Genomic DNA, 26,981 nt, shown 5'->3' with positions numbered 1-26,981 from the left:
CTGGCTCTGATGGCCCTTTCGCTGGCCACTCCGGCACCGGCCTACGCGGGGTTCTCGTGCGACATCACCGGCGACGACAGCTACCAGATGGATACGCCGGGCACCAACGGCGAATCGATTATGCCCGCAGTCATGCAATGGGACAGGAACGCCAAGTCCGGGAAGTCTTTGCTGAAGAATCACAAGACTACGCTGACGGAGCAGGTGCGGGACGGTACCGTCAGTGGCGCGGTGAAGATGCCCGACCCGGCCGATCAGTACACGTTGTACGAGCTCAACGGCATGCGTGGTCTCAATTGGTCGATGACCTTCAAAGGAAGGGGCGACGCGAAAGAGGACAACGGCGAGTGGGGCAGTGGCGCGGATGAGTGCAGCGTCATGGACTACGTCAACAACGGCATCGCCGACAGTATCTTCAACGGGACCAAGATCCTGACCCGTTCGGCAATCTCCATCAAGGAGTCGGCGTCGAACCCGAGCCCGCTCAGCGGCCTGTACGAGGGCCGGGACAATGTCGTCAAGACGCTGAGGGAGAACGTCCTGCGCCCCGCTATCCCGGTCATGATCGCGCTGACCGGCCTCTGGGTGTTCACGAAGTGGCGCAAGGGTGACATGCGCGAGGTCTGGGCGGGTGTGGCATGGGCCAGTCTGACCATCGTCGCCGTGATGGCGTTTACCGTCGGTGGTAATTACGACAAGGTTGTGAGAACCGCCGACTCGGGTATCGCGGAGGCGAATTCACTGCTCGCCGAGGCCGTCCTCAGCGGCGTGTCAGGCAAAATGCAGCCACCGTGCGACCTTCCGGATAACGTCCTGGAGAGCGAGGATACGGACGCCAAGGACTCGAAAAAAAAGAAAGCGAAAAAAAAGGAAGCAGAAAGAAAGGAAACGTACAATCGGGGCCTGCGAGTGTCGAGTTGCGCCATGTACGACACGCTGGCTTTCCGGCCGTGGGCCCTCGGTCAATTCGGTGATGCGGGCAAGGACTGCATCATCGACGACACGACGGTTTGCGCAGCGCAGAACCCCGGTGAGGTATGCAAGTGGGGCAAGGGCGCCCGATGCGAAGACCTCCGGGTGCGGCAGGCCGTCGCGCAGTCGAAGACGAACAAGGACGCGTTCAGCGACGATGACCTGAACAACAAATTCAACGACTGGACGAAAATCCGCAAGGAAGTGGCGAACGACGACCACGGCGACTTCCTCAAGGAATGGTCGGGGCAGAGTGCTGGAAACCGGGTCGGCATCGCCTTCTACTCGATCGTCGCGGCCCTGATCGTGGGCCTGATGGTCATCGTGCTCAGCATAATGACCCTGCTCTGGCATGCCGTCACCCTGATCCTGGTCATTCTGTTGCCGCTTGTCGCCACTCTGGGAATTCACCCATCGCAGCAGAAGCTGTTGAAGGGCTGGCTGGAGACGTTCATCCACAGCTTTGTGCTGCGGGCGGGATTCGGTGTCATTCTCACCGTGCTGCTCGTGCTGTACCAAATGATTCTTCCCGCGCAAATAGCCCTCGGCATGCAGCTATTGCTGCTGCTGTTGGTGACCGTCGCGGTGGTGATGATGCTGAAGAAGCTGCTCTCCGGGAACTTCAGCGCGAAGATCGCGGGCGCGGAGGACTCGCTCGGCATCCGCGAGATGGGCGAGATGGGCAGTAACAAACTCATCGACAAGGCGCAGCGTGCGCCTGCCAGCGCGGCGCAGGCGGGGGGTCGTGTCGTAGGGACGGCCGCCTCCGTGACCGGCTCCGTGACCAAGCGAGTCGGCACCGGCACCACGCGCTTCGCGGACAGGAAGCTGCTCGGCGGCAAGCTGGCCAGGGGCGGCTGGATAGACCAGACCAATCGTCAGAAGCGCAAGGGTGCTTATGGGCTGACGCACCCGGAACAGCAGCCGCCGCCGGGACAAGGAGGACCGCCCGGTCAGCCGGACCCGCAGCAGCCGCAGCCCGAACCCGTGCCCGCATCGCGGCGCAGGGTGAGCGGTTCGAGCGGCCAGCAGCCGCCGCAGCCAGTGGTACCGACCCAGCCCCAGGGCCGGCCGCCGACCCCGCAGCCGGTGCCGGGGCAGCAGCCCGCGCTTGCGCCCCAGCCGCCGCCGCAGCAGCAACCGCCGCCGCCGGCTCCGCCCAGGCCGAACGGCCGGGTGTCCGAGTAAGGGGCTTGTTGCCGTCCGCTCCCCGACCAGCCCGTACGACCTGAGGAGCCGACCCCGTGGCAGCCCTGATCACAGACCGCAGCCCGCAGGAGCTCGGCGCGGAGCTGTGGACGCTCACCGGATTGCACTGGGACACCGTGTGGCGCGGTCTGCCGGTGAACGAGGAGGAGCGTGGGCCGTGGTGCGCCGCGTTCGGGTGGCAGCCGTTGTGGTTCGAGGCGGGGCAGCACGTACGCACGGAGCGGGGCGGTCGGCAGTACCTGGCTTCGGTCGCTCCGGGGCGGCCGGTGACACGGGTCGAGTACACGGCCTGGGGTGTGCGGGCCGAAGCGGTGGAGGAGAACGCCCGCGTGACGGAACGGGCCGCAGTGCGCTGGTCCGCGTATCTGGCAGCCGCGCGCGAGGTGCTGAGTGAGCCCACGTGGTGCGGCGACTGGGACGCGCCGGACTTCCCCGAGCTGCCGGGGCGCGGACCCTGGTACGGCCCGGACTGGCGTCTGGAGAACCAGGACCCGCACCGCGTCGCGACGTGGTCCTTCACCACGCCGGGAGCGCCGCTGTTCGAGCTGAAGATGCTGCTCGGCACCGGGAGCGCAGGGCGACCGGCGCGCGCCGATGCGAGTATTTCTCTCGCCTGCCACGGTCCGGCGGATCCTGAGGACCACGGACCGGTCTGGCTGCTGTGACGTACGCACGTACGAGGAGAAGGCGGGAACACGATGCCCACATTGAGGATTGAGCGGTCACCGCAGGAGCTGGCCGAGGAAGTGAAGGGGCTTGAGCACGTTGACTGGCCGGCCATCTGGGCCGGCCCGCCCAACCCGGGGCAGGCCCTCGACGACTGGTGCGCGATCTTCGGCTGGGTGCCCATCGACGGCGATCGGGTCCTGAGCGTGCGGTCGGCGACAGGCGGAAAGATGAGCCTGGATCCTGTCATCGGCGGCGGCTGGAGTCCGGTCAAGAGCCTGGGCTGGACGACGTGGAGCATGGGAGCCGACGCATCAGACGAGAACGATCTAGTCCTCGAAAGAGCCTGCGAGGCCTGGCCCGCATACGTGGCAGCAGTCCGGAGTGTCCTTGGCGAACCGGAGTTCTCGGGGGCGTGGGACGATCCCGCGTTTCCCGAACCGCCGAACGGTGCGCACTGGCTCCCGTCCCGTGACACACGACTGCGGAGCCGTAACCCTTGCCGGCTGGCCGTGTGGGGGGATGCGAGCGCCGAAGGCCGGGTGACCGCGCTGGAGCTTCGGAGCGGCGGCGTCACACGCGGTGGGGTGGGCAAGCGAGGCGTAGTGATCGACTTGGACTGCCATCCCCAGGACGCCGTATGAGCTCGGACCTGATACCCATGTTGATCGGGGAACGGGCTAAACAGCTGCGAGAGGCGGCTGGCGCCCCCTTGGCCGACGGGCAGGGGGAGCGAACGGCGGAGCGTCTCATCAAGACTGCCGACCGAGTGGGGATGGGCGTCGAAGAGTACGTCGTCGAGCGGGCTCGCCGAATGAAGGTCACCACAGCGAACCCTGATGTGAAATCGGCCTTCTGGTCCTTCAAAGTGCTACACCCGGACCTTCCGCCCGGACAGATGTTGTCCAACGAATACCTCGCCGCCGCCTGGGCCGAGTCCGAGAACGCGAAAGTCGAGGGCTCGGCACGTTATTTGGAAGGCACGCAAGGTGGCCAGGCGCTGAGCAACCTGCACTTGTGGGACAAGGACGTCCATACGGGCCTCGGCCTCGACAGGGAACAGGGCGAAGCTTTGGCCACCACCGCGTGGTCGGTCCTCTCTGAGAAGTACGCCGACACCGCGAAGGGCGAGGTCGCCGTGTTCGCCGAGAACGCCCACCCGTTCAGCGTGCTGTACAACACCGAACTGCCCGCCTTGCGGGCCAACCCGGACGTCGGCGTCGACAAGATTAAATATGTGTATCCGGCCCCGGCTCACTGGTCGGCCGTCGCGCGGGACGAACTCGGCCCCGATGCGGTCCGCGCCCAAGCGCAGTTCGCCATGGACAGTAAGCCTCTGCATGTCGACCCCACTGAGTACGCGGCCAAGCCGCCTGCCGAGCGGGCCGCTGTTCTGGACAAGCTGTCCGCGGACGTCGCCGAGGCGGACAAGAACCATGTGCGCGTCACGCCGATGAACGCGCCACCCGCCAAGGGCACCGGCACAGGCGCTGCCGCAACCGGCCCAGCCGCCACGGGACCCACCGCCTCTGTCCCCTCGGGGCCAGCCGTAACAGCCCCCACCGGCCCCACCGCCCCGACCCCCATCTGGCAGGCGGGATTCGATCCCAAGCCCACGCCCACGCCCGCCACGAAGGGACCCGTGACCCCCGCATCCAGCCCGCCGCTGCCTCCTGGGCCGGCCGTCGGCGCGTCCGTGACCGGGAAGGGCCTCTGATGAGTCAGCCGCCGAAGGCGCGCGCCGGGAGCAGCCGGCTGCGGGACACGAAGACCAAGGACAAGCCCGTGAAGCAGGCCGAACAAGAGAAGCAACAGCCCACGCCCGCGCCGGAGCGGCAGGGACCGGAGCGGCAAGGGCAGGGGCAGCAGCAGAGGAAAAGGCTGCAGTCAGTGAAGGGCAAAGTCCAGGCGGCCTCAAGCCTCTCCGCCCTCCCCTCGCTGCTGCGCCGCCTCGTCCGGCAGGACAGTTCCGATCAGCTCGCGGTCAAGCTGCTGCCCCGGATCGTCTTCGGGCTGGCCGCCGCGTACACCCTGTTCCACGTCGCGTCGTCGAGCGGCTCCGCCTTCGTCGGTCTGTGCCTGGTGTTCGGGCTGGCTCTGCTCGGCTGGCTGCTGCGCAAGCGGGGGCAGTTGCTGATTGCGCTCGTTTCGACGTTGGTCACCGCGGCCGTCACCGGCAACATGGCGGCGGTCGCTGATACCGCGCGCGGCGTTTCGGGCAGTGCGGTGAGCGGTCAGGCCGTATTCGGCTACTGGGCGCTCGCCGGAATGGCGTTGCTCGGGGCTTGGATGGTCAAGGATCACCCCGGCCGACGGGGTGTCACCGTGGTGATCGCCGGTGTGGTGTTGGTCATTGCGTCATTCGTCGGAGCTCTCGTACCGGCAGCTGCTGTGCCGATTGGTTTCCTGGGAATTGTGGCTGTTCTGATGATTCGCGGCCGTGGATTCGCCGCGGTGCGACGACGTATGGAGGCGACTCGGGCTCTTCTGGGCCGCGGCACAGCCCGTATGGGGAAAGGAAGTTGACCAACTCGTGAAGATAATGAGTCGGCTCTGTGTGTGCCATCGTGTGCGTTTACTTCCGCTTTGCAGGGTCGAACGTTCATACCATAGAGTCCCCCCGAGCGTAAGATCATCTCGGGGGATTTCATTCATGCGTACGGCCAGCCGTACGACGCTGTCTGCGTCGAGTTCTGCATCAGTTTCGCCAACGTCACTTCCATGCCAGCGCCGCGCGGACGTGTTCCAGCATCCGCTGTTGGAGAACCCACCGGTCCAGGGGGAGAGTTCACCCTCCCGGATGCGGGCGTTCGACACCCTCGCCGGCGCCGCGCGAGAGATGTGCGCGTCCTGCCCGCTGTGGGCGGAGTGCCTCAGGGACGCCGTGCTGCACACCGATCCGTACGGCTACGCGGCGGCCACCACGGCCGACGACCGCCGGTGGATCCGCCGTGAGCTCCGGATGGGCGACCAGTACGGCGACTTGGGCTCCGCCGACGGCGAAGAGGTCACCCTCGGCGATCTGATGGCCGAGCAGCGGCGGCACCCCGACGCGAGTCAGCAGGAGATGGCCGTCCGCCTCGGGTGCAGCCGCAGTACCGTCTCGCGTCGGCTGGCGCTGATGCGCTCCCGGATGGACGACGACGCGGAGCGTTCGCGCCACGCCGGGTCGACTCAGCCCGAACTGGGCGCGATTCTCGACGCGTTCGACGCGTTGCAGGAGTATCTGGCCGCGGACCACGGGGTATCGGTACGCATCGGGAGCGCGCCGGTGAAATCTGGTTCGCTCGGAATCGGCCCGCTGAGTCGCTCCGGCAAGTCGCCCTATAAGTCGTCCCATTCGCAATTGCAGAACCCGAACCGGGAATCCGCGGCAGTCGGGGCGGACGGGAAGATTTCGTTCTCCTTGGACGATCCCGCGATGGCCGTCAGGGAGGCCGTGCTGTGGCCGCTGCTGCGAGCCGCCGCCCCGGCCGCGCTCGGCGCCGAGCAGCTCGCCGCCATGCTCACCACTGTGCCGGGCAGCGGAATGACGGCCGAAGTGCTCGACGGCATCCGGCAGGCGCGCCGAGTGGTCGAGTCGCTGCTCCCTGACACCGGCGAACTGCCGCCCCGCGCCGACAACGGCCTGATGGGCTCGGTCTCCGTCGCGTTGGCCACGAGCGATCCGGTGACCGCCCTCCAACAGGCGTTCCTGGAGCCGCTGCTGCGCAGCCTCGTCGGTTCGCTCGCCAATACGGAGACGGTTGTGACCATGCTGGCGGCGGTGCCGGGCAGCGGGATATCCGGCGCGCAGCTGGAGGCGATACGCGGGGCACGACGGTCGCTGGCGGCGCAACTGGTGGACGGGCGCGGGAACGTGGCCGAGGGCGAGGAGCGGCATGACGGGGCGAGCGCGTCGGCCGGTGTCGCCCCCGCGACCGGAACGCCCGCCGGCAGCGCGCGCCCCCGCGTCCTCCTGAGCGGGATTCCCGCGCAGCAGCCTTCCCCGAGCATCCGCGCGGCCGTCGAGCGGACCGTCGCCACCATCGCCGAGCCGTTCACCGGCAAGGATGTGACGCACGAGGTCGGTGCGCGCCAGGAGTCCGCTCCGGGGCCGTACCGGGACCCGTCGAAGGCGGTCAGTAATGTGTTGTCCGCGATGGTCAAGGCGGGGCGGCTCAAGCGCCTCTCCCGAGGTACGTACGTACGCGTCGCCTGAGACGCGGGCCCTGATTCAGTCCGCTGCTTCAGCCCGCTGATTCAGTCCGCGACCCCTGATTCGGTCCGCAACCTGGCCCGCTCCGGAAGGACAACCGCACCATGAGCGAGACGACCCGGCCCGCAGCGGCCCCCGCCCCCCACGGTGGGGCCTCGGTGCGAGTGTTCTCCCCGAACGCCGCGCTGATCGACGGGGTGCCCGTCACCGCGCCGCCCTTCGGGGACATCCAGGACGTCGTCCTCTCGATCCTCCAGCAGCGCGCGCAGCAGCTGGGCGCGCCGACGCCGGCGCTGATCACGGACGACCGGTTCGGGAGCGAGATCCGGATTCTGGTTCATCTCGACGGGGCGACGGAGTCGCTGGGGTAACTGGGGTAGCTGGGGTAACTGGGCTAGCAGAGGGCTGACCGACTTCTCCCGCGCACGGAGCCCGGGAGCCCGCGCCGCCTCGTCCGCTGTGGCAACATCTCTTGCCAATACCGGAACCGGCTCCCACCGGGCAGGCTCGCACCGGAACAGGCTCGCACCGGAACAGCCCCGCTCCGAATCGAGGAGCCGCGAGGAGCCACGAGGAGGCGCGAGGAGCCACGAGGAGGCGCGAGCGGACATGGACCGCACACCCGAGATCGACGACGTCCTGAACGAGGTCGGCCCCCGACTCACGCGGCTCAGGACGGAGCGCGGGATCACCCTGGCCGTGCTGTCCGAGTCCACCGGCATCTCGAAGAGCACGCTGTCCCGGCTGGAGTCCGGCGGTCGCCGGCCGAACCTGGAACTGCTGCTGCCGATCGCCCGCGCGTACCAAGTGCCCCTCGACGAGTTGGTCGGTGCGCCCGAGGTCGGCGATCCCCGGGTGCGCCTCACCCCGCGCGAGCTGAGCAACGGCGCGACCGCACTGCCGCTCACCCGGCAGCCGGGCGCGTTGCAGGCGTTCAAGATGATCCTTCCGGGCGGGCCCGTGGGACCGGCCGGAAGGAGCCAGGCCCCCGAGCCGAAGACCCACGAGGGCTACGAGTGGCTCTACGTTCTGTCCGGCCGGCTGCGGCTGGTGCTGGCCGATCACGATCTGGTGCTCGTCGCGGGCGAGGCCGCCGAGTTCGACACCCGGCTGCCGCACGCGTTCAGCAGCGCGGACGACCATCCCGTGGAGATGCTGAGCCTCTTCGGCCGGCAGGGCGAACGGGTGCACCTGCGGGCCAAGCCCAGCGCGCGCGGGCGGCGCGATGACGACGACGGGTCGCGGCAAGCGGTGAGTTGAGGCAGCCGGGGGAGACCTACCGGTCGGCGGTGGCCCTGGGCGGGGCCGGTCAGTGCTCTACCTGTCACCAGTGGGTGAAGAGGGTGTCATCCTCCCTGAGGCTCCCCAGCGGGAACGGTGACGGTGATGAGGACGCGTTCGGCGGTCCTGGCGGCGCGCAAGGCGTCGACGAGGAGGTCGGTCGCCCACGCTGCGACGTTGAGGGACCACTCGGGGGCGCGGCAGCGGAGGGCGAGCGCGGGCCGCATCCCGCCGTACCGGATCTCCCCCTCCGCCGGCTCGGCGAGCCCATCCCGGGGACGTCCAGCAGGGGCCGTCTCGATCCCCGTACCCGCCCAGTTCCGTTCCCGGACCAGGTCCAGGATCTCGGGGGCACGGGCGGCGAGCCTGTCCGGGGCCCGCGCGGACACTTCGACAGTGAGGTCGACGCCATGGTGCGGGTCGGCCAGCCGGAACCAGGCCGCTGCACCCCGTAGTTCGGCCGAGCCGTCAGCAGCCAGGTGCACCGGGGCCAAGGTGTGCATCCCGGTGAGCCGGAATGTGCCGACTCGACGCAGTCCGTCCCCGAGGACGGTCGCCATCGGCAGCACCGGAAGCCGCTGCCCCCGCAGATCCTCGACCTCGACCTGGAGCCAGGCGAGCTCCCGCACGCTGCCGTCCTCGGTCCAGTCGCCGTCCGCGTCGTTGTGTCCCCACCGCTGTCCCCGCACCTCCTCCCGGTCCGAGCTGAGGGGGAAGCTCCACCCGTAGGCGGCGGCCCGGTTGATCGCGAGAGAGAATACGTCCTCGTCCAGGTCGCACCCGGCCGAGACCTGGTCGATCCAGGGATGCCGCACAAAGACCCCGTGCAGCCCGAGGATCATCGGGTCGTCCAGACCGATCGCTCTCACGTTTTCCTCGCTACAGTCCCGCACCGCACTTGAGCTTCCTGCCCGAGGTGGTGAGCCGCCTCGGCGAGTCGGCGCCCCCGAGAAAGTCCACATCGATGATGCTGCGCCAAGAGGTCTCACGCGGGCCCTGGCACGCTTTGCGGGCAGTCGCCCGGTGGCTCCTCCTGGTGCCGCCCCCGGACAGCACAGTCTTGGACCTCTTCGCCACTTCCTTCCACTTCCCGTGCGTGTCCTGCGCCTGTAGCCAGACAGTCACCTTTGCCTTCGCACCGGGCTTGAGAGCCGGGCCTGACTTGGCTTGCCACCACCCATGGGCGGAGGCGTCCTGCCCGTCGGTTGCCCTCGAGATATGCACGTAGTCACCTACGGTTGCGAACGTGCCGACGTCGGACGTCTGCTGTGTGGCTCCGGGGGCGGTGGGATCGGCAGCAGCCGTGGGTGAGGGGAAAACCATCATGAGCCCGGCGGCCACCGCAGACACGACAGTGAATCGGCGCACGCGAATCCTTTTGTGCGTTCGGAAAAACTGACAGTGCCGCATATCCAGCACGCCGCCAATGGACACCACCACGCGCCGCGTATAGCTCACTTATTCGAAGCATCACTCCCCTTCGCTCAGCTGCGCCTCAGGATCTTCAATGGGCGACGCTGGCCCAGGTCAACCCCAGTCGTGCCCCCCGCGACCAGCAGGAAGAAAGGGAAGACCTCGGGAAAATTCCGCCGCGACTTGGTGCAGAGGCGGGGTGAATCACACCGCAGTTGGATGCGGTCCTGTTGTGAATCGACCCGGAGCGGCGACGTACAGCGACGGTCGCGCTACACAGGGATTGGGCGCAACGGTGGGCGTCCCAAAATTGCACCGGCGTATGCCAAGTGCCCCCTACCTGCGGGGTTAGGGGGCGCTCGCTCGGCGATGGTCAGACCAAGTCGTCGAATTCGCCTGCCTTGACGCCCAGGATGAACGCCCGGAGCTTCTCGCGGCTCGTCGTGACGACCTGGGCTGGGTCGTCGCTCTCGCGCATCTTGATCTCGCCGTTGACGCCAGCGAGCTCGACACAGTTCTGGTTATTGTCGGCCCCAGAAAAAGAGGACTTGTGCCAATTGATTGGGTTGGTCATACCGATTGACTCGCATTTCCTTTGCGACGCATTGGGCCTCGGTCAAGAATTTCGGGCCTCGCCCCTCGCCGTGCGGACGAGGGGCGTCTTTGCGTCATTGGACCAAATGGTCGTACTCTCCAGCCTTGACTCCCACGATGAACGCGCGCATCCTCTCGGGGGTCGTGGTGATCGCCTCCTCTGGGTACTCACTTTCTCGCATGTGGAGCGCTCCGCCATCGCGGCGGACACCGACGCACGAGTTTCCCGATTGGCAGAACGACGACTCCTGCCAAGGATTGTCCGACATGTATTTCCTGGCCTCTCACAATTGTTGTGCGATGTTGTGGATGAAGTCTTTTGAGTCCGCTGCCGGGAGAGCTTTTGATTTCATGCGGTCCAGAAGGTTGCGATAGTTCCGCAGCTGGGTGGGTGAGTCGAGGAACGCGACTCCGTGTGTGGCATCGAGCTGGATGGTGTCAAGCTCGGCGACGTCGCCCTGTGCGTAAAAGATGGACTGCCCTGATCCGGCGAACCCTCCCGCACTGAATGGGATCACCTGTATTGTGATGTGCTCACGCTCGCTCACTCCGAGGAGGTGTTCAAGCTGCGCGCGGGCAACCTTCTTTCCGCCGAACTGCATGCGTAGCGCTGACTCGTGAATGACTGCCTCGTAATTCGGCGGCCACTCTCTCTCCAGAATTTCCTGTCGCCGAACTCGGTGATTTATGCGCCTTTCCAGATCGACGCCCAGCAGTGGAGGGTCGGTCTCGGAAAAGATGGCGTTAATATGTTCCTCGGTCTGAAGAAGGCCGGGGATGTGGGAAATTTGGTATGTGCGCAGACCTCGGCAATGGTGTTCGAGCTCGGCAATGTCGAGAAAATCGGCCGGCAGGGTTTCTCGATACTCGATCCACCAACCTTTCGTGCGGTCCTCGGCGATTTTTATCAGCGACTCTATGTATTCCTGATCATCGCAGCCGTACACGCAAGCCAAGGCGCGGATGCGTTCCCCGCTGACGCCGAAGCGCGCCGTTTCCATGTGGCTGATCTTGGTGTGATCAATGCCGAGCAGTACCGCTGCTTCGCGGGAGTTGTGGCCGGCCCCTTCCCTGAGTCTTCGCAGTTCTGCGCCAAGTCGCCGCTGCCGAGCTGTCGTGACTGTCCTGGGTGGCATGTCGCAAGTGTGCCCCTGCGGGTGGGTCGGGTCCACCCAGATCAACATAGCTACGGCTTGAGGTAGCTATGTTGATCCCGGATGCCCTATGGTCCTGGCAGCACCGCAACGCACGCCAGTAAGTCCGAAGTGCAGCCGCAAGCACGCCTGTTGGCGTGTCTTCAGGGGCGGCCATTGCCACGCATGGCGTGCGCCATGGACTCAGACCTCGTTGGGAGACGACGACATGACCACCGCTGTAGAACCCGCCACACCTGGCGCACCCCTGCCGAGCGCGAGCTACCGGTTCATCGCGCCGAACCTGCCGAACACGCCCCGTGTGGCGCGCGATTGGCTTGTCACTCTGGTCCGGGGGACCGGGCACCCGCAGTTCGCCGAGGCCGCGCGGTTGTGCATGTCCGAGGTGGCTACGAACGCGCACCTGCACACCCGTACCCCCGTGATCACGATCGAGGTCACGGTGAACGCTCGGCACGTCATGGTCTACGTGCGCGACGGCAGCCCGAATCCGTTGCCCGATCCGAGTGAGTGCTGTTCGAGCGGCGAGCACGGTCGTGGCCTGTTCCTCGTAGACCAGTACGCCGATGCGTGGGGCGAAACGTTCTACGGCGGTTGCGAACCCACGGAGAAGGCCGTGTGGTTCAAGCTGATCGAGCACGAACGGCAGGATGCGTGACGGCAGGCCCAGCCAGGCCCGGCGGCCGGTCGAGCCGCTCCCGGCGCCCGGCCGACGCCCGGCCGAGACCCGCCCCCGACCCGCCCCCGCCCTCCTTCACCGAAAGTTAATGATCAAGAGGTCTGGACCTCAGTGTCGGACGCTCCATAGCCTGCGCATAGGCCCCGCTCTTGCCCAATGCCTGCCAAGGGGTTGCCCAACGCCTGCCAAGGGAGCGTCATGACCACGACCCGTGAAGCACCGGACATCCTGTCCGCGGAGTTCGCGAGCGATCCGTATGCCGCCTACCGCGTCCTGCGCGAGGACTACCCGCTGCTGCGGCACGAGGCGACCCAGAGCTACATCATCTCGCGCTACGAGGACGTGCAACGCGCATTCCGCGACCCGGCGTTCAGCAATGACAACTACGACTGGCAGTTGGAGCCGGTGCACGGGCGGACGATTCTGCAGATGAGCGGGCGCGAGCACTCCGTGCACCGCGCGCTGGTGGCCCCCGCGTTCCGGGGGAATGAGTTGCGGGAGAAGTTCCTGCCGGTCATCGAGCGCAACGCGCGGGAGCTCATCGACGGCTTCCGGAGTTCCGGCAGCGCGGACCTGGTGGGGGACTTCGCTACGCGCTTCCCGGTCAACGTCATCGCCGACATGCTCGGCCTCGACAAGAGCGACCACAGCCGTTTCCACGGCTGGTACACGGCGATCATCGCCTTCCTCGGCAACCTGAGCCAGGACGAGGACGTCGCGGCGGCCGGGCTGCGGACCCGCGAGGAGTTCGCCGCGTACATGATCCCGATCATCCAGGACCGCCGCGCCAACCCCGGCGACGACCTGCTGTCCACGCTGTGCAGCGCGGAGATCGACGGCACCTGGATGACCGACGAGGACATCAAGGCGTTCTGCAGCCTTCTGCTCGCGGCGGGCGGCGAGACCACCGACAAGGCGATAGCCAGCCTGTTCCGGAATCTGCTGGAGCACCCCGAGCAACTGGCCGCCGTGCGGGACGACCGCAGCCTCATACCCCAGGCGTTCGCCGAGACGCTGCGGTTCTCGCCGCCGGTTCACATGATCATGCGTACCCCCACCGAGGACGTCACGCTCAGCGGCGGCGTGGTCCCGGCCGGCAGTGTGGTCACCGGTCTGATCGGCGCGGCGAACCGGGACGCCCGGCGCTATGCCGAGCCCGACTCGTTCGACATCTTCCGCGAGGACCTGGCGACGAAGACCGCCTTCTCGGCCGCCGCCGACCACCTCGCGTTCGCCCTCGGCCGGCACTTCTGCGTCGGCGCGTTACTGGCCAAGGCCGAAGTCGAGGTCGGCGCCAACCTGCTGCTGGACGCGCTGCCCGGACTCGAACTGCGGGGCGACGCGGCCCCGCCCGAGCTGGGAGTCTTCACCCGCGGCCCGGAGGCGCTGCCGGTGCGGTTCACGCCGTCGGCGTCATGGTCGGCGTCATCGTCGCCGTCGCCCGTGGCGTAACAGCGACAGCGACGACCGCGGCCGCAGCCGCAGCCGCAGCCGGCACCGGGCCGGGGCACCGGGCCGGGGCGACGGGGCGGGCGGAGCCGCGCTGGTCCGCGTCGCAGCCCCAGCCCCAGCCTCACGCCCTCGCCGCTGCCCTCACCGTCGCCCGTGGCGTCACCGCACGCCGCAGCCCGTCCCGCACGGCCCCCCCGCACGGGACGGGCCGTAGCAGGACGGCCGCAGCAGGACCCGCCTCAGCCGACCACATACGTCGGCGTGAACTCGACCGGCAGCGCGAACAGCCCGCGCATCCACACCGAAGGGCGCCAGGCGAGTTCGTCGGGCGCCACCGTGAGCACCACGTCGGGGAGCCGGTCGAGGAGCACCTCGACGGCGGCCTGCGCGATCACTTCCGCTATTTCCGGCGCGGGGTAGGGGCACGCGTGCTCGCCGTGGCTGAAGGACATGTGCGCCTGGTTGCCGGCCGAGCCGGCGTACGAGTCGGGGCGGACCTGGGGGTCGGTGTTCGCGGCGGCCAGGCCGAGGACGAGCAGGTCGCCGGTCCGGATGCGCTGGCCGGCCAGCTGGGTGTCCTGGGTGGCCCAGCGCCCGATGAAGTTCTGCGTCGGGGTGTCCTCCCACAGCACCTCGTTGAGCGCCTGGCCGACACTGCGGCGGCCACCGGCCAGCGTGACGGCGAACCGGTCGTCGGTCAGCATCAGCCGCAGCGTGTTGCCGATCCAGTTGCCGGTGGGCTGCTGCGCCGCGGCCATCACGATCAGCAGGTCGATGACGATCTCGGCCTCGGCCAGGGCGGCGGGGTGCGCCAGCAGCCGCGAGGGCACATCCGCGCCGGGCCGTTCGCGCTTGTCCTCCACCAGCTGCTGCATCCGGGCGGCGACCCGCTGGTGGGCCTCGATGGCCCCTTCGCCCTCGTCGAGCGAGGCGGCGATGTCCCGTACGAGGTCGGGGATGTCGGAGTCGGGCAGCCCGAACAGCTTCGCCACCACCAGCAACGGCATCTGGTGCGAGAAGTCCGCGATCAGGTCGGCCTCGCCGATGCCAGCGAAGGTGTCGATCAGCTGGTCGGCGATCTTGTCGCAGGCGGCCCGCAGTTCGAACTGGTCGACGGCGGCGAGCGCGTCGCCGATCGCCCCGGCGCGCCGCTGGTGCTCGGCGCCCTCGGTGAACATCACGGACTCGTTGAAGCCGACGAAGGGCAGCAGCGGCCAGTCGGCCGGGATGCCGTCCCACGCGTGCCAGCGGCGCGAGTCGCGGGCGAACAGCTCCGCGTTGCTGGTGACCTGGTGGATCTCGCGGTAGCCGAGCACGAACCACGCGGGGACGTCACCGTCGAGCAGGATCGGGGCGACCGTCCCGTGCTCCTGCCGCATCTGCCGGTACAGCTTCGCCGGGTCCTGTTGGAAGCGCGGCCCGTACAGCGGGATGGACCCCGGGTGGGCGGGGCACCCCGCGGGCGGGGTCGGCGGCTGCGCGGCGGGCCGGTCGGCCCGCGCCGGTACGCCGTCGGACAGCGCCGCCTCGGACAGCGGGCCGCCGTCGGGGAGGGGGTGGGGGTTCGTCACGGCGTGTTCTCCAGAGCGGAGGGGGACGAGGTGGACAGGGCGTACAGGTGATTGACGAGCGTGATCAATACGGCCTTACTGGAGTCGCGTTCCCGCGCGTCGCAGTCGATCAGCGGGATGTCGGGGGAGAGGTCGAGCGCCTTGCGGACGTCCTCCAGCGGGTATTCCGGCCCGCCGAAGTTGTTCCTGGCCACGATGAACGGCGTCCGGTGGTGTTCGAGGCGGTCTATGGCGTACCAGGAGTCGGCCAGCCGGCGGGTGTCCACCAGCACGACGGCGCCCAGGGTGCCGGAGAACAGCCGGTCCCAGAGGAACCAGAAACGTTCCTGCCCCGGAGCCCCGAAGAGGTACAGCACCATCTGCTCGGTCAGCGTGATCCGGCCGAAGTCGAAGGCGACCGTGGTCGTCTTCTTGGCCTCCACACCGCTCGCGTTGTCGATGCCGACGCTCGCCCGCGTCATGGTCTCCTCGGTGCTCAGCGGACGGATCTCGCTGACGGAGCGGACCATGGTCGTCTTGCCGACGCCGAACCCGCCGACCACCACGATCTTCAGTCCGTCTTCGGCGGTGCTGCGCAGCGGGGTTCGGGCTTCGGGACGGCCGTCGGGGTCGCCGCCCGCGGCGTCGGCCGGCTCAGAGATTGTGGAGTGCAACGAGCACCTGCTTCAGGATTTCGGGATCGGGCAAATGCGCCTGGGCCGAGGCCGACCGTGGGTGGCGTGCGGTGATCCGGCCGGTGTCCAGCAGGTCGCAGAGCAGGATCTTGACGACGCTCACCGGCAGCCGCAGCTCGGCGGAGATCTCCACCACCGCTGTCGGCTGCCGGCACAGGCGCAGGATCTTGGCGTGTTCCGACTGCATGCCGGGGGTCGGGTCGCACTCGCTCACGATCATCGTGACCACGTCGAAGGCGGTCTCGTTCGAGCTGCTGCGGCCACCGGTGACGGTGTAGAGGCGGTCCGGATCCCCGGTGTCGACCGGCCGCCTGGTCATGCGGGCCGGTTGCTGTCGGCAGCCTGGCGCGGCGGGGCGCTCAGATACTCGCCGATCTGTTCGACCAGTTCGTTCATGTTGTGCCCGATGATGCCGACGTCGGCCTCGTCGTCCGCGACCACCGCGAGGTGGGCGCCTTCGCCCGCCTCCACGATGAACAGCAGGCCGCCGTAGAACTCGGTCATGGACTGGCGTACGCCGCCGCTGCCATCGCCGAATTCGATGGACGCGCCGTGGGACAGGCTCTGGATGCCCGAGGAGATGGCGGCTAGTTGATCGGCTTTGTCCGCGCTCAGCCCGGCCGTACGGCAGAGCTTGAGGCCGTCCTTCGACAGCACCAGGGCGTGCCGGGTGCCCGGGGTGCGCTCCAGGAGCTTGTCGAGCAGCCAGGCGAGATCGCGTTCAGTTGTGGTGTTCATCGGGATGCCGGGGCGGGGGGCCGGGCCTGGTGCCGGGGAGGGGCACTGGGAGCCGGAGCCGACGACCCTGCCTCCAATCTGTTGGTCTGTGCGGTGGAGCGGCGACAAAGCGAGGGGAGCCCCGCACGCGGCGGGGAGCGGGTCAGCGGTTGTCGCCCTCCGGGGGAGTGCCCGGGTGGGGGTCTGCGGAGGCGTCCGGGAGGGATGCCCCGAAGGAGCCGGACGGGGTACCCGACGGGGAACCGGGGGCGGCGTCCGTCGGTGAATCAGCGGGCCGCGCGGCGGTGTCCGGCTCGCCGCCGGTCTCCTTGCCGCGGCTGGCCTGGCGGAACGCGCCGAACCTCGCTCCGGCGTCGGGGCGCGGGCGCGGCGGCTCGGCGGGGCCGGTGCTGCCGGGGGAGGCGGGCGGCCGGGCCGAGGACGCCAGGGTCTGGCCGCGCCGCCGCTGCGGCAGCCCGCCCGCCGTGGTGTCCGAGGCGGCGACGGCCGCGGCGGTGGCGGCGGTGACCGCGGCGTCGGTGGTCTCGTGCGGGGCGGTGGCCTCGTACGGGTCGGCGGGCGGCCGGGGCGCGGCGGCGCTGCGGCCGGAGCGGGCCGGCTGCGGGGTGCGGGCGGCCGGCAGAGACGTTTCGCCGGTGCGGGAGCCGACCGGCGCGAGCTCCTGGCGGGCCTGGGTGATCAGCAGTCGCGGAATCATCACCACGACGCCGGTGCCGCCGCGCGAGGACGGCCGGAAGGAGACGGTCAGACCGTGCTTACGGGCCAGGCAGCCCACCACGGCCAGGCCCAGCCGGGTGCCGGACAGCGTGGTCAGGTCCAGCGGCTCCGAGGAGACGGCCGCTTCGGCGCGGAGCAGCGCGGCGGTGCCCATCACGAGGCCGCCGTCCTCGACGGTGACGACGACGCCCGCGTGCACCTCCTCGACGTAGACGTGCACTTCGTCCGAAGGGGGCGAGAAGCTGGTCGCGTTGTCCATCAGCTCGGCGAACGCGTGCATGATGCCCTCGGCGGCGTACCCGGCGACGGCGGCGGTGCTGGTCGAGTGGATGCGTACGCGCTGGTAGGCGCTGATGCGGCCGACCGCTCCGCGCAGGATGCTCTCCATCACGATCGGCTTGTTCCAGCGGCGGCCTGAGCGCGCGCCGGTGAGCACGGCGATGCTGTCCGCGAGCCGGCCCGCCTGCGCGGTGCTGTGGTCCAGCTTCAGCAGGTCGCCGAGGACCGACTCGTCGTGCCGGTCCTCCATCTCGCGCAGGTCGGCGAGCATGCTGGTGGCGAGCGCCTGGACACGCCCTGCGGCGTTGGCGCAGGCCGACATCGCGGCCATCCGCATCCGTTCACCCGCGCCGACCTCCTGCGCCATGGTCGACAGGATGCGCTGGTGGGCGGCGTCCGCGGGCTGCGGCATCTCGGCGAGCGCGGTGCTCGCCGAAGCGCCGTCGCGCAGCCGGCGCACCACGGCGGGCAGCGTTTCGTCGGCCAGCAGGGCGGTCTCCGACTCCAGCAGCGCGATGCGCTCCTGGTACCGGAGCCCGGCCTGGGTGCCGAGGCCGACCTCGTGGGCGAGCGCCCACAGGACGCGCTGGTGGGCCGCGTCGGCGGGCTGCGGGGCCTCGGCGAGCACGGTGTTCACCGGCGCGCCGTCGCGCAGCCGCTGCACCACGACGGGCAGCGTGTGGTCCGCCAGCCGGGCGGCGTCCGAGTCCATCAGCGTGATGCGGTCCCGGAACCGGCGCGCGGCCTGGGTGCTGTACGTCGCGACCGCGACGGCGACGGACAGCAGCAGCGCCGCTGTTCCCGCGCTGTAGGCCACGAGCGCCCGTTCGTCACCGGGAGCCGCCGACACCGCCCACAGGCACGCGCCGCCGGTGACGAGCGCGGAGACCGCGAGGGTCAACAGCGCGCGGCTCACCGGAGGGAATTCCGCCTGCTGGCGAGTGGCTGTCTGAGCTGACATCAATCGGGTCCTCGAAGAGGTGGGAGGGGCCGCGGAGGCTGTCCCGCGCAGAGTTGTCCCCGTACGGTAGCGACGCCTCGTGATCTTCGCCATCGGGGTCCCCATCGGGTCCAGGAGTTTGACCGGCTGTCAGCCGCCTGCCGGTGACGCGGTGTTCGGGATTCTGGACGCTGAGCATTCGGCCCGTGCGGCAATTGGGGACAAAACGTCCATTGGTGGACCCGGTCGGCTATCGCGGTCGCCGCGGTCGCCGCGGTGGCGGCTGGCGGGTGGTCGTCGCGGCCGCTCGGGGACGGCCGGGGGCGGTCGGGGGCGCGGACCCGACCGCGGCCGGCGGGCGCGGTCGCCGCCGGGATCGGTCGCGGACGCCTGTCGCCGTCGCCCGCCGGAGCCGGTCCGGGCGGGCCGCCGTCGCCGGTCCGGGACATCCGTGCGGCGGCATCCGTGCGGTGCGGGGGTCGCGCCGCACGTACGCGCCCTCGGCTGGTTACCATCCCCCTAGCTCAAAAGGCGCAAAAAGCGCATCTCCGGCATCGGCGAGAGGACAGTGGCATGGGGAATCCGGCAACGGACGCGGCCCGCGCGATCGCAGCCGAGGGGTGGGTGTACGGCTACCCGCTGTTGGAGAACTACCGGACGATGTACCCGGAGGCGGTCGACGCCGACGACCCCCGCTCGGTGGGCGGCTTCGGCCGCTTCCGGCACGGCTCCGAGCCCGCCGCCCCGGCCGGCGCCGACGGGGTGCCGCCCGACGGCGACGCCCCGTACTCCCGGGCCTGGCTGGACCTGCGCGCCGAGCCCTGGGTGGTCTCGGTGCCGGCCGTCGACCGCTACTACGTCCTGCCCGTCCACGACCTCGACACCTCCTACGTCGGGTTCGTCGGCACCCGCACCACCGGCTCGCAGCCCGGCGACCACCTCATCGCCGGGCCCGGCTGGACCGGCGAGCCGCCGGAAGGGCTGGCCGGAGTGCTGCGCGCCGACAGCGACTTGGCCGGCATCATCGCCCGTACGCACCTGGTCGGCCCCGACGACGCGCCCACCCTGCGCGCCATCCAGGAGCAGTACCAGCTACGCCCGCTCAGCACCTTCCTCGGCGCCCCCGCCCCGGAACCCGCGCCCGAGCCGGTCTGGCCGGTGTGGCGGGAGGACGCCCTCGACTCCGCCGAGTTCTTCCGCTACCTCGACTTCCTGCTCGGCTTCTTCCCCGTACTGCCCGCCGAGGCCGCGCTGCGGGAGCGGCTGGACGACCTCGGGGTGGACGGCAGCGGCGGCTTCGAACCCGGCGACCTCATCCCCGAGGTGCGCGAGGCGATCGAACAGGGCATCGCCGACGCCCGGGACCGGCTGGACCGGGCCTCGGCCGAGGCCACCGACTCCTCCGGCTGGTTCGGCACTCGCGTCCAGCAGGGCGACGACTACCTGACCCGCGCGGTCGGCGTCTACAACGGGCCGTACGCGCTGCCCGTCGAGGAGGCCCGGTACGAGGCGGGGGCCGCCGCGAGCGAGGGGACCCGCCGGTCGGGGGCGCGCGGCTGACGGGCTGTGGGGCGGAGTGCCTGCGGCAGCGACCGGGGCCTTGGGGCGGGGTGCCGGCGGCAGCGGCCGGGCCGTGGGCCGGGGATGCCGGCGGCAGCGACCGGGGTTCGGCCATCAGGGCGAAGCCCATCGACTCGCTCCCCCCTCCGCATCACTCACCCCTTCGCATCCGCGTAGCACTCCACCACCGCCGTGGTGAACGGAAACCGCACGGGGGTGTCGCCGAAGGCGATGCGTCCCGCGAGGTCGCCCGCCGTCCGGATCGCCTCCGTCACTTCGGCGACCTCCGCCTGAGGGCAGTGCACGATCACCTCGTCGTGCTGGAAGAAGACCAGCTCGGCGCTGAGCGGGGCGAGCTCGCGGCGCAGCGCGGCGAGGACCAGCAGCGCCCAGTCGGCGGCGCTGCCCTGGACCACGAAGTTGCGGGTGAAGCGGCCTCGGGCGCGGGTCGTCGCGGTGTTGCCGTACGAGGGCTCGGCGGCCTCGTCCTGGGGCAGCCCGGCCTCGTCGTCGGCGATGGCGGAGACCGGCGGGCAGGTGCGGCCGAGCCAGGTGCGGACGAGGCGGCCTTCCTCGCCCGCGCGCGCCGCGTCGTCCACATAGGCGACGGCGGCGGGGAAGCGGCGGCGCAGGTCGGCCATGAACTTCAGCGCGTCGCCCGAGGTCTGGCCGTAGATGGAGCCGAGCAGCGCGAGCTTGGCCTGCGCGCGGTCGCCCGCGAAGGCTTTGTCGGAGAGGGCGGAGTAGAGGTCGCGCTCGCTGCCCGCGACCTCCATCAGGCCAGGGTCGCGGGAGACGGCGGCCAGCACCCGCGGCTCCATCTGGGCGGCGTCGGCCACCACGAGCCGCCAGCCCGGGTCGGCGATGACGGCCCGCCGGATCACCTTGGGGATCTGGAGCGCGCCGCCGCCGTTGGTGGTCCAGCGGCCGGAGACGGCGCCGCCGGGGAGATACTCGGCGTGGAACCGGCCCTCCCGCACCCAGGACTGCAACCAGGACCAGCCGTGCGCGGTGTGCACGCGGTACAGCTTCTTGTAGGCGAGCAGATGCGGCACGGCGGGGTGGTCGAGCTTCTCCAGCTCCCAACGGCGGGTCGAGGTCAGGGCGATGCCCTCGCGGGCGAACGCCCGGATGATGTCGGCGGGCAGATCGGGCCGCACCCGCACGCCGCCGAAGGCGCGCGAGACCTCGTCGGCCAGCTCGGCGAGCCGCTGCGGCTCCAGGCCGCCTGGATAGCGCTCGCCCAGCAGTTCGTCCAGCACCTGCCGGTGCACATCGGCGCGCCACGGCAGACCGGCCCGCCCCATCTCGGCGGCGACCAGCATGCCCGCCGACTCCGAGGCGGCGAGCAGCCGCATCCGCCCCGGCTGCTCGGTCGCTTCCGTACGGGCCAACTGGCCCGCGTACACCTCCAGCAGCGCGTCGAGCGGGTCGGTGCCCGGCGGCAGCGCGACCGGTCCCGGCTCGAAGAGCGACGGCTGCGTCTCGGCGGCCCGCGCGGGCGGGTCGGACGGGACGGCGAGGTGGTACAGCCGGGCCCAGGCGGCGGCGAGCGAACGCGGCGCGCCGGACCGGCCCTCGTAGCCGAGCAGCAGCGCCTCGGCCGCCTCCGTGTCGTAACACCGGTCGACCCGGACCCCGGCGGCGGTCAGCCGCGGCAGGATCTCGGCCGTCGACCGCCACACCCAGCGGGCCACGCCGGGGCGGGAACGGACCGCCTCGGCGAGGCTGTCCTCGGTACGCACCGGCCCGGCGGCCCGGCCCGCGCCGTCCAGCGGGCAGAGCCGCACCCGCCCGTCCGCCGTCTCCGCCACGGCCCAGCGGCCGGCGACCGGGTCACCGGCGGTCTCCCCGGCGCTCGGATCTGCCCGCACTGCGATGGCGGTGTCCACGCTGCCGAGTCTGGCACCGGGGTCTGACAGCGGGGGACCGGCGGGCGGGTTCGGCCGGCCGGGCAGGTCCGGGTGTCAGCGGCAACGGCGGGCAGCGCGGGCTGTCGTAGGTCGGACGCCGGAGCCGGAGCCGGAGCCGGAGCCGGAGCCGGAGCCGGAGCCGGAGCCGGAGCCGGAGCCGCATCCGGAGCCGCATCCGGAGCTACGGCCCCGACCTGTGGCCGGGCTCGCCCCAGCCCCGCCGTCGGCGCCGGCCGGAGCACCCGACCCCAGTCCCCCCACAGCCCATACGCGGCTCGTACGGCGGGCCGGGGCCCGTTGTCGGTCCCTGGGCCTATCCTCGTGATCATGAGTTGGCTGCGGGCGTTGAAGGGGACAGCCCGCTCCGGCCTGACGGTCGAACGCACCAGGCTCGAACCGCTGGTCGCGCTGCGCGGGGCGGCGGGGGTCGCGATCGTCATCGGGCTGTCGCTGTGGCTGGTGTCCCCGGCCGCTGCCGCGTCCTCGGCCTTCGGCGCGTTCTCCGCCGGGACCGCCACGTTCCAGCGGAGTTGGCGGCCCCGCCCGGTGGTCGCGCTCGCGGCCGGCGGCGGTCTCGCGGTGAGTACGTTCCTCGGCTATGTCGCCGGGGCGCACCCGGTGCTCTTCGTGCTGCTGCTCGCGGTGTGGACGTTCCTCGCCGGGATGGCCTGGGCCGTCGGGCCGACCTCCGGGTTCGTCGCGGCCTCGACGGTCGGCGTCATGCTGGTGACCGTCACCCTGCCGACCACCGTCATGGGAGCGGCCGGCCACGCGGCGGTGATCGCCTTCGGCGGGCTGGTGCAGGCGCTGCTGATCATCGTCTTCCCGGTGCGCCGCTGGGGCGCGCAACGGGACGCGCTGGCCGACGCCTTCGCCGCCGAGGCCGACTACGCCCGGCGGCTGCGGCACGACCCGATCGCCCCCTTCGACCCGGAACCGCTGATGACGGCCCGCAGCGCCGCCGCGGTGACGCCCTGGCAGGCCCGCCGCCGCCCGGCCGAGCTGCACGGCAGCCGCGGCCTGGCCGAACGCATCCGCCCGGTGCTCGCCTCGCTCGCCGACCCGGCGGTCGGCGCCGCCTCCGAGGGGCCCGAGCGGGACCGCGCCCGCGCGCTGTTGGGCGCCGCGGCCTCCGTACTGGACGCGGCGGCGCACGCGATCCGGCACGGCACGCCCGCCAAGCTGCCCAGCTCGGCGGTGGAAGTGCTGCGGATGCCCGACTCCGACCCCGACGCCGAGGGCGAGCTGACCGGCGCGGCCCGGCGCACCGCCGGACGGCTGCTCGCGCTGCTCGGCGAGGTCACGGAGACCGCCGACGGCACCAGGACCTCGAACGCGGCCAAGCCGACGGTGACCAAGCCGATGCTGCGGCCGACGATGCCCAGCATGGTCCCGGTGGCGATCCGGGCCGTCCGCCACGAACTGCGCTGGGAATCGCCCATCTTCCGGCACGCGCTGCGGCTGTGCGCGGTCGCCTCCGCGGGCTATCTGCTGGCTTCCGTGCTGCCGCTCGGGCATCCCTACTGGGCGCCGATGTGCTCGGTGATGGTGATGCGGCCGGACTTCTCCCAGACGTACGAGCGCGGAGTGGCCCGGCTCGCCGGGACGCTGGTCGGCGTGACGGTGGCCACCGGCGTGGTGCAGCTCGCCTCGCCAGGCGCGCAGTTGTCCGCGCTCTTCGCGGTCGCCTCGATCGCGCTGATGTACCTGCTGCTGCGCACCGGTTACGCGGTGGCGCAGGCATGCGTGGCCGCGTATGTCGTGTTCCTGCTCGGCATGGGCGGCACGGAGTGGACCCAGACGGTGCCCGACCGGGTGCTGCTGACGCTGCTCGGCGGACTGCTCGCGATGCTCTCCTACGCGCTCTTCCCGGCCTGGGAGACCCCCAAGCTGCACGACCGGCTCGCGGAGTGGCTGGAGGTCACCGGGCGGTACGCGGCCACGGTCGTCGAGAGCTTCGCCGACCCGGAGGGCTGGCGGCGCGGCGACGTCCGCAAGGCGCTGCTCGCCGCGCGCGAGGCGCACGCGGACTGGGACCAGGCGCTCGCCCGCGCCAAGGCCGAGCCGGTGCGCCACCAGGACCTGACGCGCACCGACGTGGACGACGCGCAGCAGGCCATGGAGGCGGCAGGGCGGGTCGCGATGCTCATGGAGGCGCATCTGCCCGAGCGCCTCGCGCAGCCCGTCCCGGCGGCCGAACAGCTGGCGAAGGTGCTGCGCGAGGCCACCGAGGAAGGCGCGCAGGCGGTGCGCGACCGCCGTGTGCCGAACTGGGACGCGCTCAGTGCGGCGATCGACGCGTGGGAGGGCGAGGGGGTGCCGTCCGCCGCTGTCATACGGCGCGGGGCGGGGCTGTTCCTGGACGCTCTGGAAGAACTGACGGAGGCGATCGGCGGGACACCCGAGCCGGGGGCGGGCACCGAGCCGGGCACCGGGGCCGAGCAGGGGCCCGAGCCCGGAGCCGAGCCGCCCAAGGCATGAGTGTGCGGGTCCCGATGGGATCGGGACCCGCACACTTCACACCTCGGGCGCTGCTCAACCGGCCCGCCGACCGGCCGTAACCGTCACCAGCTGGACTTACGCACCCCCGGCAGGAATCCCGCGTGCGCCTGCTCCCGCACCCGGATGCGGGAGAGGCCGAAGGCGCGGAGGTAGCCGCGCGGCCGGCCGTCGACGCTGTCCCGGTTGCGCACCCGCGTCGCACTGGCGTCGCGCGGCTGGCGGACCAACTCGCGCTGAGCGGCCGTCCGTTCCTGTTCCGGAGTCTGCGGGCTGCGGATGAGGGTCTTCAGCAAGGCCCTGCGTGCCGCGTACCGGGCGACCACGATCCGTCGGTGCTCGTTCTTGGCGATCTTGCTCTTCTTCGCCATCAGATCCGCCCTCCCAGCGCGCGGACCCGGGCCACGGCCTTCTCGATGCCGATCGTGTCCACGGTCTTCACGCCCTTGGCGCTGAGCGTCAGCCGTACGTTCCGTCCTTCGCTGGGCAGCCAGTAGCGCTTGCGCTGGATGTTGGGGTCGAACCGGCGTCGGGTGCGGCGGTGCGAGTGGGAGATGTTGTTGCCGAATCCGGGCTTGCGGCCGGTCAGCTGGCAGTGGGCCGACAAGGGTCAGCACCTCCTAATGAAAATGGAAACCATTTCTGTATAGTAGCCCGTATGGCCCGCAACGAAGTACGTCCGATCGTCAAGATCCGGTCCACCGCAGGCACCGGATACACCTACGTGACCCGCAAGAACCGCCGGAACGACCCCGACCGGCTACAGCTGCGCAAGTACGACCCGGTGGCCCGCCGGCACGTCGTCTTCCGCGAGGAGCGCTGACGCCGGCCGCGACGCCCCCCGGCCGTGACGCCCCCCGGCCGCGACGACCCCCGGCCGCGCCGGAGCGCCGTACGCCGGCCGCACCCCAGCCACCCCAGCCACCCCACTCACCTCAGCCAGTAGGAGCCCCGCCATGCAGCCCGGCATCCACCCCTCGTACGGACCCGTCGTCTTCCGCGACCGGGCCGCCGACTTCGCCTTCCTCACCCGGTCGACTGTCACCAGCGAGAAGACGGTCGAGTGGGAGGACGGCAACACCTATCCGGTGATCGACGTCGAGATCTCCTCGGCGAGCCACCCCTTCTATACGGGGACCGCCCGCGTCATGGACACCGCCGGTCGCGTCGAGCGCTTCGAGCGCCGGTACGGCCGCCGCCAGGAGCGCTGAGATGACCGACCGATCCGGCCGATCCGACGGACCTGGCCGCCCCGACCGATCCGATCAGCCCGATCAGCCCGATCAGCCTGACCGGGACGCCCTCCCGGTCGTGCTGGTGGGCGGGCTGCACGCCGAGGCCCGGAAGGCCGCCGTGGAGCGGCTGTTGCGGGCGGTGCCCGGCAGCGTCGCGCTCCACCACGATCTGGCGACGGCCGCCGACGGGACGGTCCTGCGCACCGTGCGCGACCGCGACGGGGTGACCGCCACCGGTGACGCGCCGCTGGTCAACGACTGCGCGTGCTGCGCGCTGCGCGAGGACCTGGTGCCCGAGCTGGAGCGGCTCGCGGACAGCGGGCTGTGCCGGCTGGCCGTCGTCGAGCTGTGGGACTCGGTCGAGCCGCAGGCGATGGCGGAGGTCGTGGCCAACTGCGGGAGCGACGCGCTGCGGGTGAGCAATGTGCTCACGGCGGTGGACCCCGCCCTGCTGGTGCCGTATCTGAGCTGCGGCGATGACCTGGCGGAGGTCGGGCTCGCCGCCGCGGCGACCGATCAGCGCACGGTGGCGGACACCTGGGCCCGGCAGCTGGAGTACGCGCCGGTGCTCGTCCTGGTGCCCGGCGAGGAGAGTGATCCGGCGGACCTGGAGCTGCTGGAGCAACTGCACCCCACCGCCCGCCGGGTCGCCGTGGACTCGGGCGAGCTGGCGGAGGCCGCCTTCGCCGGGTTCGCCGGCTTCGACGTCGAGGCAGCGGCGGCCCGGCAGCACCCGGCCTGCGCGCTGCTGCCGCAGGAGGCCGACGCGTACGGCGTCGCGACGCTGGTGTGGCACCGCACCCGGCCCTTCCACCCCGGCCGGCTCTACACCGCGCTGGAGGACGTGAGCTGCGCCGCCGCCCGCAGCCGGGGCCGGTTCTGGCTCGCCGACCGGCCGGACACGCTGCTCTCCTGGGACGCGGCGGGCGGCGCGCTGTGCGTGGAGAACTCCGGCCCGTGGCTGGCCTCGCTCCCGGAGGCGGCCTGGGAGTTGGAGCCGCCGACGCGCACGGTGGCTGCCGCGATGGACTGGGACCCCGAACACGGCGACCGGGCCCAGCATCTGACCTTCACATCGCCGGGTCTGGACCGGGAGGCGCTGGTCGCGCTGCTCGACTCCTGCCTGCTCACCGACGCCGAGTACGCGGCGGGCCGCGAGGAGTGGCGGCTGTTGTCGACCGCCTTCGACGAACTCCTCGACCCGGTTTCTTGAACCGGCCTCGCCCCCTGACCTGAA

At 70.6% G+C, this 26,981-nt stretch carries 28 protein-coding genes; 15 read left to right on the top strand and 13 right to left on the bottom strand.

Annotated features, from left to right (window positions below; translation table 11 throughout):
• Window positions 1-9 precede the first annotated feature (9 nt).
• From QMK28_RS18570 to QMK28_RS18535, 8 genes are all read left to right on the top strand, one after another.
• Window positions 10-2,160: a hypothetical protein gene (locus QMK28_RS18570; RefSeq protein ID WP_326439301.1), complete on the top strand. Its 2,151-nt coding sequence runs from the start codon at window positions 10-12 to the stop codon at window positions 2,158-2,160.
• A gap of 56 nt (window positions 2,161-2,216) precedes the next feature.
• Window positions 2,217-2,846 (top strand): hypothetical protein, encoded by a 630-nt coding sequence (locus tag QMK28_RS18565; RefSeq protein WP_326439299.1) that lies wholly within the window; start codon window positions 2,217-2,219, stop codon window positions 2,844-2,846.
• A 33-nt stretch (window positions 2,847-2,879) separates the two neighbouring features.
• Window positions 2,880-3,491 (top strand): hypothetical protein, encoded by a 612-nt coding sequence (locus QMK28_RS18560; RefSeq protein WP_326439297.1) that lies wholly within the window; start codon window positions 2,880-2,882, stop codon window positions 3,489-3,491.
• A complete protein-coding gene (locus QMK28_RS18555) occupies window positions 3,488-4,564 on the top strand; it encodes a hypothetical protein (RefSeq protein ID WP_326439295.1) in 1,077 nt (358 codons plus the stop codon). The genes QMK28_RS18560 and QMK28_RS18555 overlap by 4 nt, the downstream gene beginning before the upstream one ends.
• On the top strand, window positions 4,564-5,373 hold the full coding sequence (locus tag QMK28_RS18550; protein ID WP_326439293.1) for a hypothetical protein: 810 nt from the start codon (window positions 4,564-4,566) through the stop codon (window positions 5,371-5,373). The genes QMK28_RS18555 and QMK28_RS18550 overlap by 1 nt, the downstream gene beginning before the upstream one ends.
• Before the next feature lie 232 nt (window positions 5,374-5,605).
• On the top strand, window positions 5,606-7,048 hold the full coding sequence (locus tag QMK28_RS18545) for a WhiB family transcriptional regulator (protein ID WP_326439291.1): 1,443 nt from the start codon (window positions 5,606-5,608) through the stop codon (window positions 7,046-7,048).
• A 101-nt stretch (window positions 7,049-7,149) separates the two neighbouring features.
• Window positions 7,150-7,416, top strand: coding sequence for a hypothetical protein (locus QMK28_RS18540; protein WP_283520154.1), 267 nt, complete (start codon window positions 7,150-7,152; stop codon window positions 7,414-7,416).
• Between the two features lie 238 nt (window positions 7,417-7,654).
• Window positions 7,655-8,305: a helix-turn-helix domain-containing protein gene (locus tag QMK28_RS18535; RefSeq protein WP_326439287.1), complete on the top strand. Its 651-nt coding sequence runs from the start codon at window positions 7,655-7,657 to the stop codon at window positions 8,303-8,305.
• Window positions 8,306-8,391: 86 nt separating this feature from the next.
• On the opposite strand, the gene QMK28_RS18530 is transcribed toward QMK28_RS18535, so the two are convergent.
• The 5 genes from QMK28_RS18530 to QMK28_RS18510 form a co-directional block, all read right to left on the bottom strand.
• Window positions 8,392-9,195, bottom strand: coding sequence for a hypothetical protein (locus tag QMK28_RS18530; RefSeq protein WP_326439285.1), 804 nt, complete (start codon window positions 9,193-9,195; stop codon window positions 8,392-8,394).
• 10 nt (window positions 9,196-9,205) lie between these two features.
• Window positions 9,206-9,766 carry a hypothetical protein gene (locus tag QMK28_RS18525; protein ID WP_326439283.1) on the bottom strand — a complete coding sequence of 187 codons (561 nt, stop codon included), beginning with the start codon at window positions 9,764-9,766 and terminating at the stop codon, window positions 9,206-9,208.
• A 346-nt stretch (window positions 9,767-10,112) separates the two neighbouring features.
• Complete coding sequence (locus QMK28_RS18520; protein WP_326439281.1) at window positions 10,113-10,313, bottom strand: DUF397 domain-containing protein; 201 nt, start codon at window positions 10,311-10,313, stop codon at window positions 10,113-10,115.
• A 94-nt stretch (window positions 10,314-10,407) separates the two neighbouring features.
• Complete coding sequence (locus QMK28_RS18515) at window positions 10,408-10,602, bottom strand: DUF397 domain-containing protein (RefSeq protein WP_326439279.1); 195 nt, start codon at window positions 10,600-10,602, stop codon at window positions 10,408-10,410.
• Between the two features lie 15 nt (window positions 10,603-10,617).
• On the bottom strand, window positions 10,618-11,505 hold the full coding sequence (locus QMK28_RS18510) for a helix-turn-helix domain-containing protein (RefSeq protein WP_326439277.1): 888 nt from the start codon (window positions 11,503-11,505) through the stop codon (window positions 10,618-10,620).
• Between the two features lie 190 nt (window positions 11,506-11,695).
• Between QMK28_RS18510 and QMK28_RS18505 the strand changes: the two genes are divergently transcribed.
• Both QMK28_RS18505 and QMK28_RS18500 read left to right on the top strand, forming a co-directional pair.
• On the top strand, window positions 11,696-12,145 hold the full coding sequence (locus tag QMK28_RS18505; protein ID WP_326439275.1) for an ATP-binding protein: 450 nt from the start codon (window positions 11,696-11,698) through the stop codon (window positions 12,143-12,145).
• Between the two features lie 219 nt (window positions 12,146-12,364).
• Window positions 12,365-13,618, top strand: a complete 1,254-nt coding sequence (locus tag QMK28_RS18500; protein ID WP_326439273.1) for a cytochrome P450 — start codon at window positions 12,365-12,367, stop codon at window positions 13,616-13,618.
• A gap of 239 nt (window positions 13,619-13,857) precedes the next feature.
• Here the strand turns inward: QMK28_RS18500 and QMK28_RS18495 are convergent, their stop codons facing one another.
• From QMK28_RS18495 to QMK28_RS18475, 5 genes are all read right to left on the bottom strand, one after another.
• Window positions 13,858-15,138 carry a cytochrome P450 gene (locus tag QMK28_RS18495; protein WP_443050767.1) on the bottom strand — a complete coding sequence of 427 codons (1,281 nt, stop codon included), beginning with the start codon at window positions 15,136-15,138 and terminating at the stop codon, window positions 13,858-13,860.
• Window positions 15,139-15,185: 47 nt separating this feature from the next.
• A complete protein-coding gene (locus QMK28_RS18490) occupies window positions 15,186-15,842 on the bottom strand; it encodes a GTP-binding protein (RefSeq protein WP_443050764.1) in 657 nt (218 codons plus the stop codon).
• Window positions 15,823-16,182, bottom strand: coding sequence for a DUF742 domain-containing protein (locus QMK28_RS18485; protein WP_326439271.1), 360 nt, complete (start codon window positions 16,180-16,182; stop codon window positions 15,823-15,825). The genes QMK28_RS18490 and QMK28_RS18485 overlap by 20 nt, the downstream gene beginning before the upstream one ends.
• Window positions 16,179-16,601: a roadblock/LC7 domain-containing protein gene (locus tag QMK28_RS18480; RefSeq protein ID WP_326439269.1), complete on the bottom strand. Its 423-nt coding sequence runs from the start codon at window positions 16,599-16,601 to the stop codon at window positions 16,179-16,181. The genes QMK28_RS18485 and QMK28_RS18480 overlap by 4 nt, the downstream gene beginning before the upstream one ends.
• Before the next feature lie 142 nt (window positions 16,602-16,743).
• Window positions 16,744-18,558 carry an ATP-binding protein gene (locus tag QMK28_RS18475; RefSeq protein ID WP_326439267.1) on the bottom strand — a complete coding sequence of 605 codons (1,815 nt, stop codon included), beginning with the start codon at window positions 18,556-18,558 and terminating at the stop codon, window positions 16,744-16,746.
• A 552-nt stretch (window positions 18,559-19,110) separates the two neighbouring features.
• Here QMK28_RS18475 and QMK28_RS18470 point away from each other — a divergent pair.
• Window positions 19,111-20,097, top strand: a complete 987-nt coding sequence (locus QMK28_RS18470; protein WP_326439265.1) for a DUF1254 domain-containing protein — start codon at window positions 19,111-19,113, stop codon at window positions 20,095-20,097.
• A 155-nt stretch (window positions 20,098-20,252) separates the two neighbouring features.
• On the opposite strand, the gene QMK28_RS18465 is transcribed toward QMK28_RS18470, so the two are convergent.
• Complete coding sequence (locus QMK28_RS18465) at window positions 20,253-21,887, bottom strand: bifunctional 3'-5' exonuclease/DNA polymerase (RefSeq protein ID WP_443050766.1); 1,635 nt, start codon at window positions 21,885-21,887, stop codon at window positions 20,253-20,255.
• 450 nt (window positions 21,888-22,337) lie between these two features.
• Here QMK28_RS18465 and QMK28_RS18460 point away from each other — a divergent pair, with 450 nt between their 5' ends.
• The gene (locus tag QMK28_RS18460; protein ID WP_326439263.1) at window positions 22,338-24,491 is read left to right on the top strand and encodes an FUSC family protein; all 2,154 of its coding nucleotides are present in this window, start codon (window positions 22,338-22,340) and stop codon (window positions 24,489-24,491) included.
• Between the two features lie 83 nt (window positions 24,492-24,574).
• Here QMK28_RS18460 and rpsN read toward each other — a convergent pair whose 3' ends face one another.
• Window positions 24,575-24,880 carry a 30S ribosomal protein S14 gene (gene rpsN, locus QMK28_RS18455; protein ID WP_326439261.1) on the bottom strand — a complete coding sequence of 102 codons (306 nt, stop codon included), beginning with the start codon at window positions 24,878-24,880 and terminating at the stop codon, window positions 24,575-24,577.
• Complete coding sequence (gene rpmB, locus QMK28_RS18450) at window positions 24,880-25,116, bottom strand: 50S ribosomal protein L28 (protein WP_326439259.1); 237 nt, start codon at window positions 25,114-25,116, stop codon at window positions 24,880-24,882. Before rpmB ends, rpsN begins: the two co-directional genes overlap by 1 nt.
• A 51-nt stretch (window positions 25,117-25,167) precedes the next feature.
• On the opposite strand from rpmB, the gene rpmG reads away from it, so the two are divergent.
• From rpmG to QMK28_RS18435, 3 genes are all read left to right on the top strand, one after another.
• Window positions 25,168-25,332 carry a 50S ribosomal protein L33 gene (rpmG, locus tag QMK28_RS18445; protein ID WP_326439257.1) on the top strand — a complete coding sequence of 55 codons (165 nt, stop codon included), beginning with the start codon at window positions 25,168-25,170 and terminating at the stop codon, window positions 25,330-25,332.
• A 133-nt stretch (window positions 25,333-25,465) separates the two neighbouring features.
• Complete coding sequence (locus tag QMK28_RS18440) at window positions 25,466-25,720, top strand: type B 50S ribosomal protein L31 (RefSeq protein WP_326439255.1); 255 nt, start codon at window positions 25,466-25,468, stop codon at window positions 25,718-25,720.
• Window position 25,721: 1 nt separating this feature from the next.
• Window positions 25,722-26,957 carry a CobW family GTP-binding protein gene (locus QMK28_RS18435; protein ID WP_326439253.1) on the top strand — a complete coding sequence of 412 codons (1,236 nt, stop codon included), beginning with the start codon at window positions 25,722-25,724 and terminating at the stop codon, window positions 26,955-26,957.
• Window positions 26,958-26,981 lie beyond the last annotated feature (24 nt).

It is taken from the genome of Streptomyces sp. H27-D2 (genome assembly GCF_035828615.1).
GTDB lineage: Bacteria > Actinomycetota > Actinomycetes > Streptomycetales > Streptomycetaceae > Streptomyces.
Note: the sequence above shows the minus strand (reverse complement) of the source record. Positions and strands in the feature narration are given on the sequence as shown.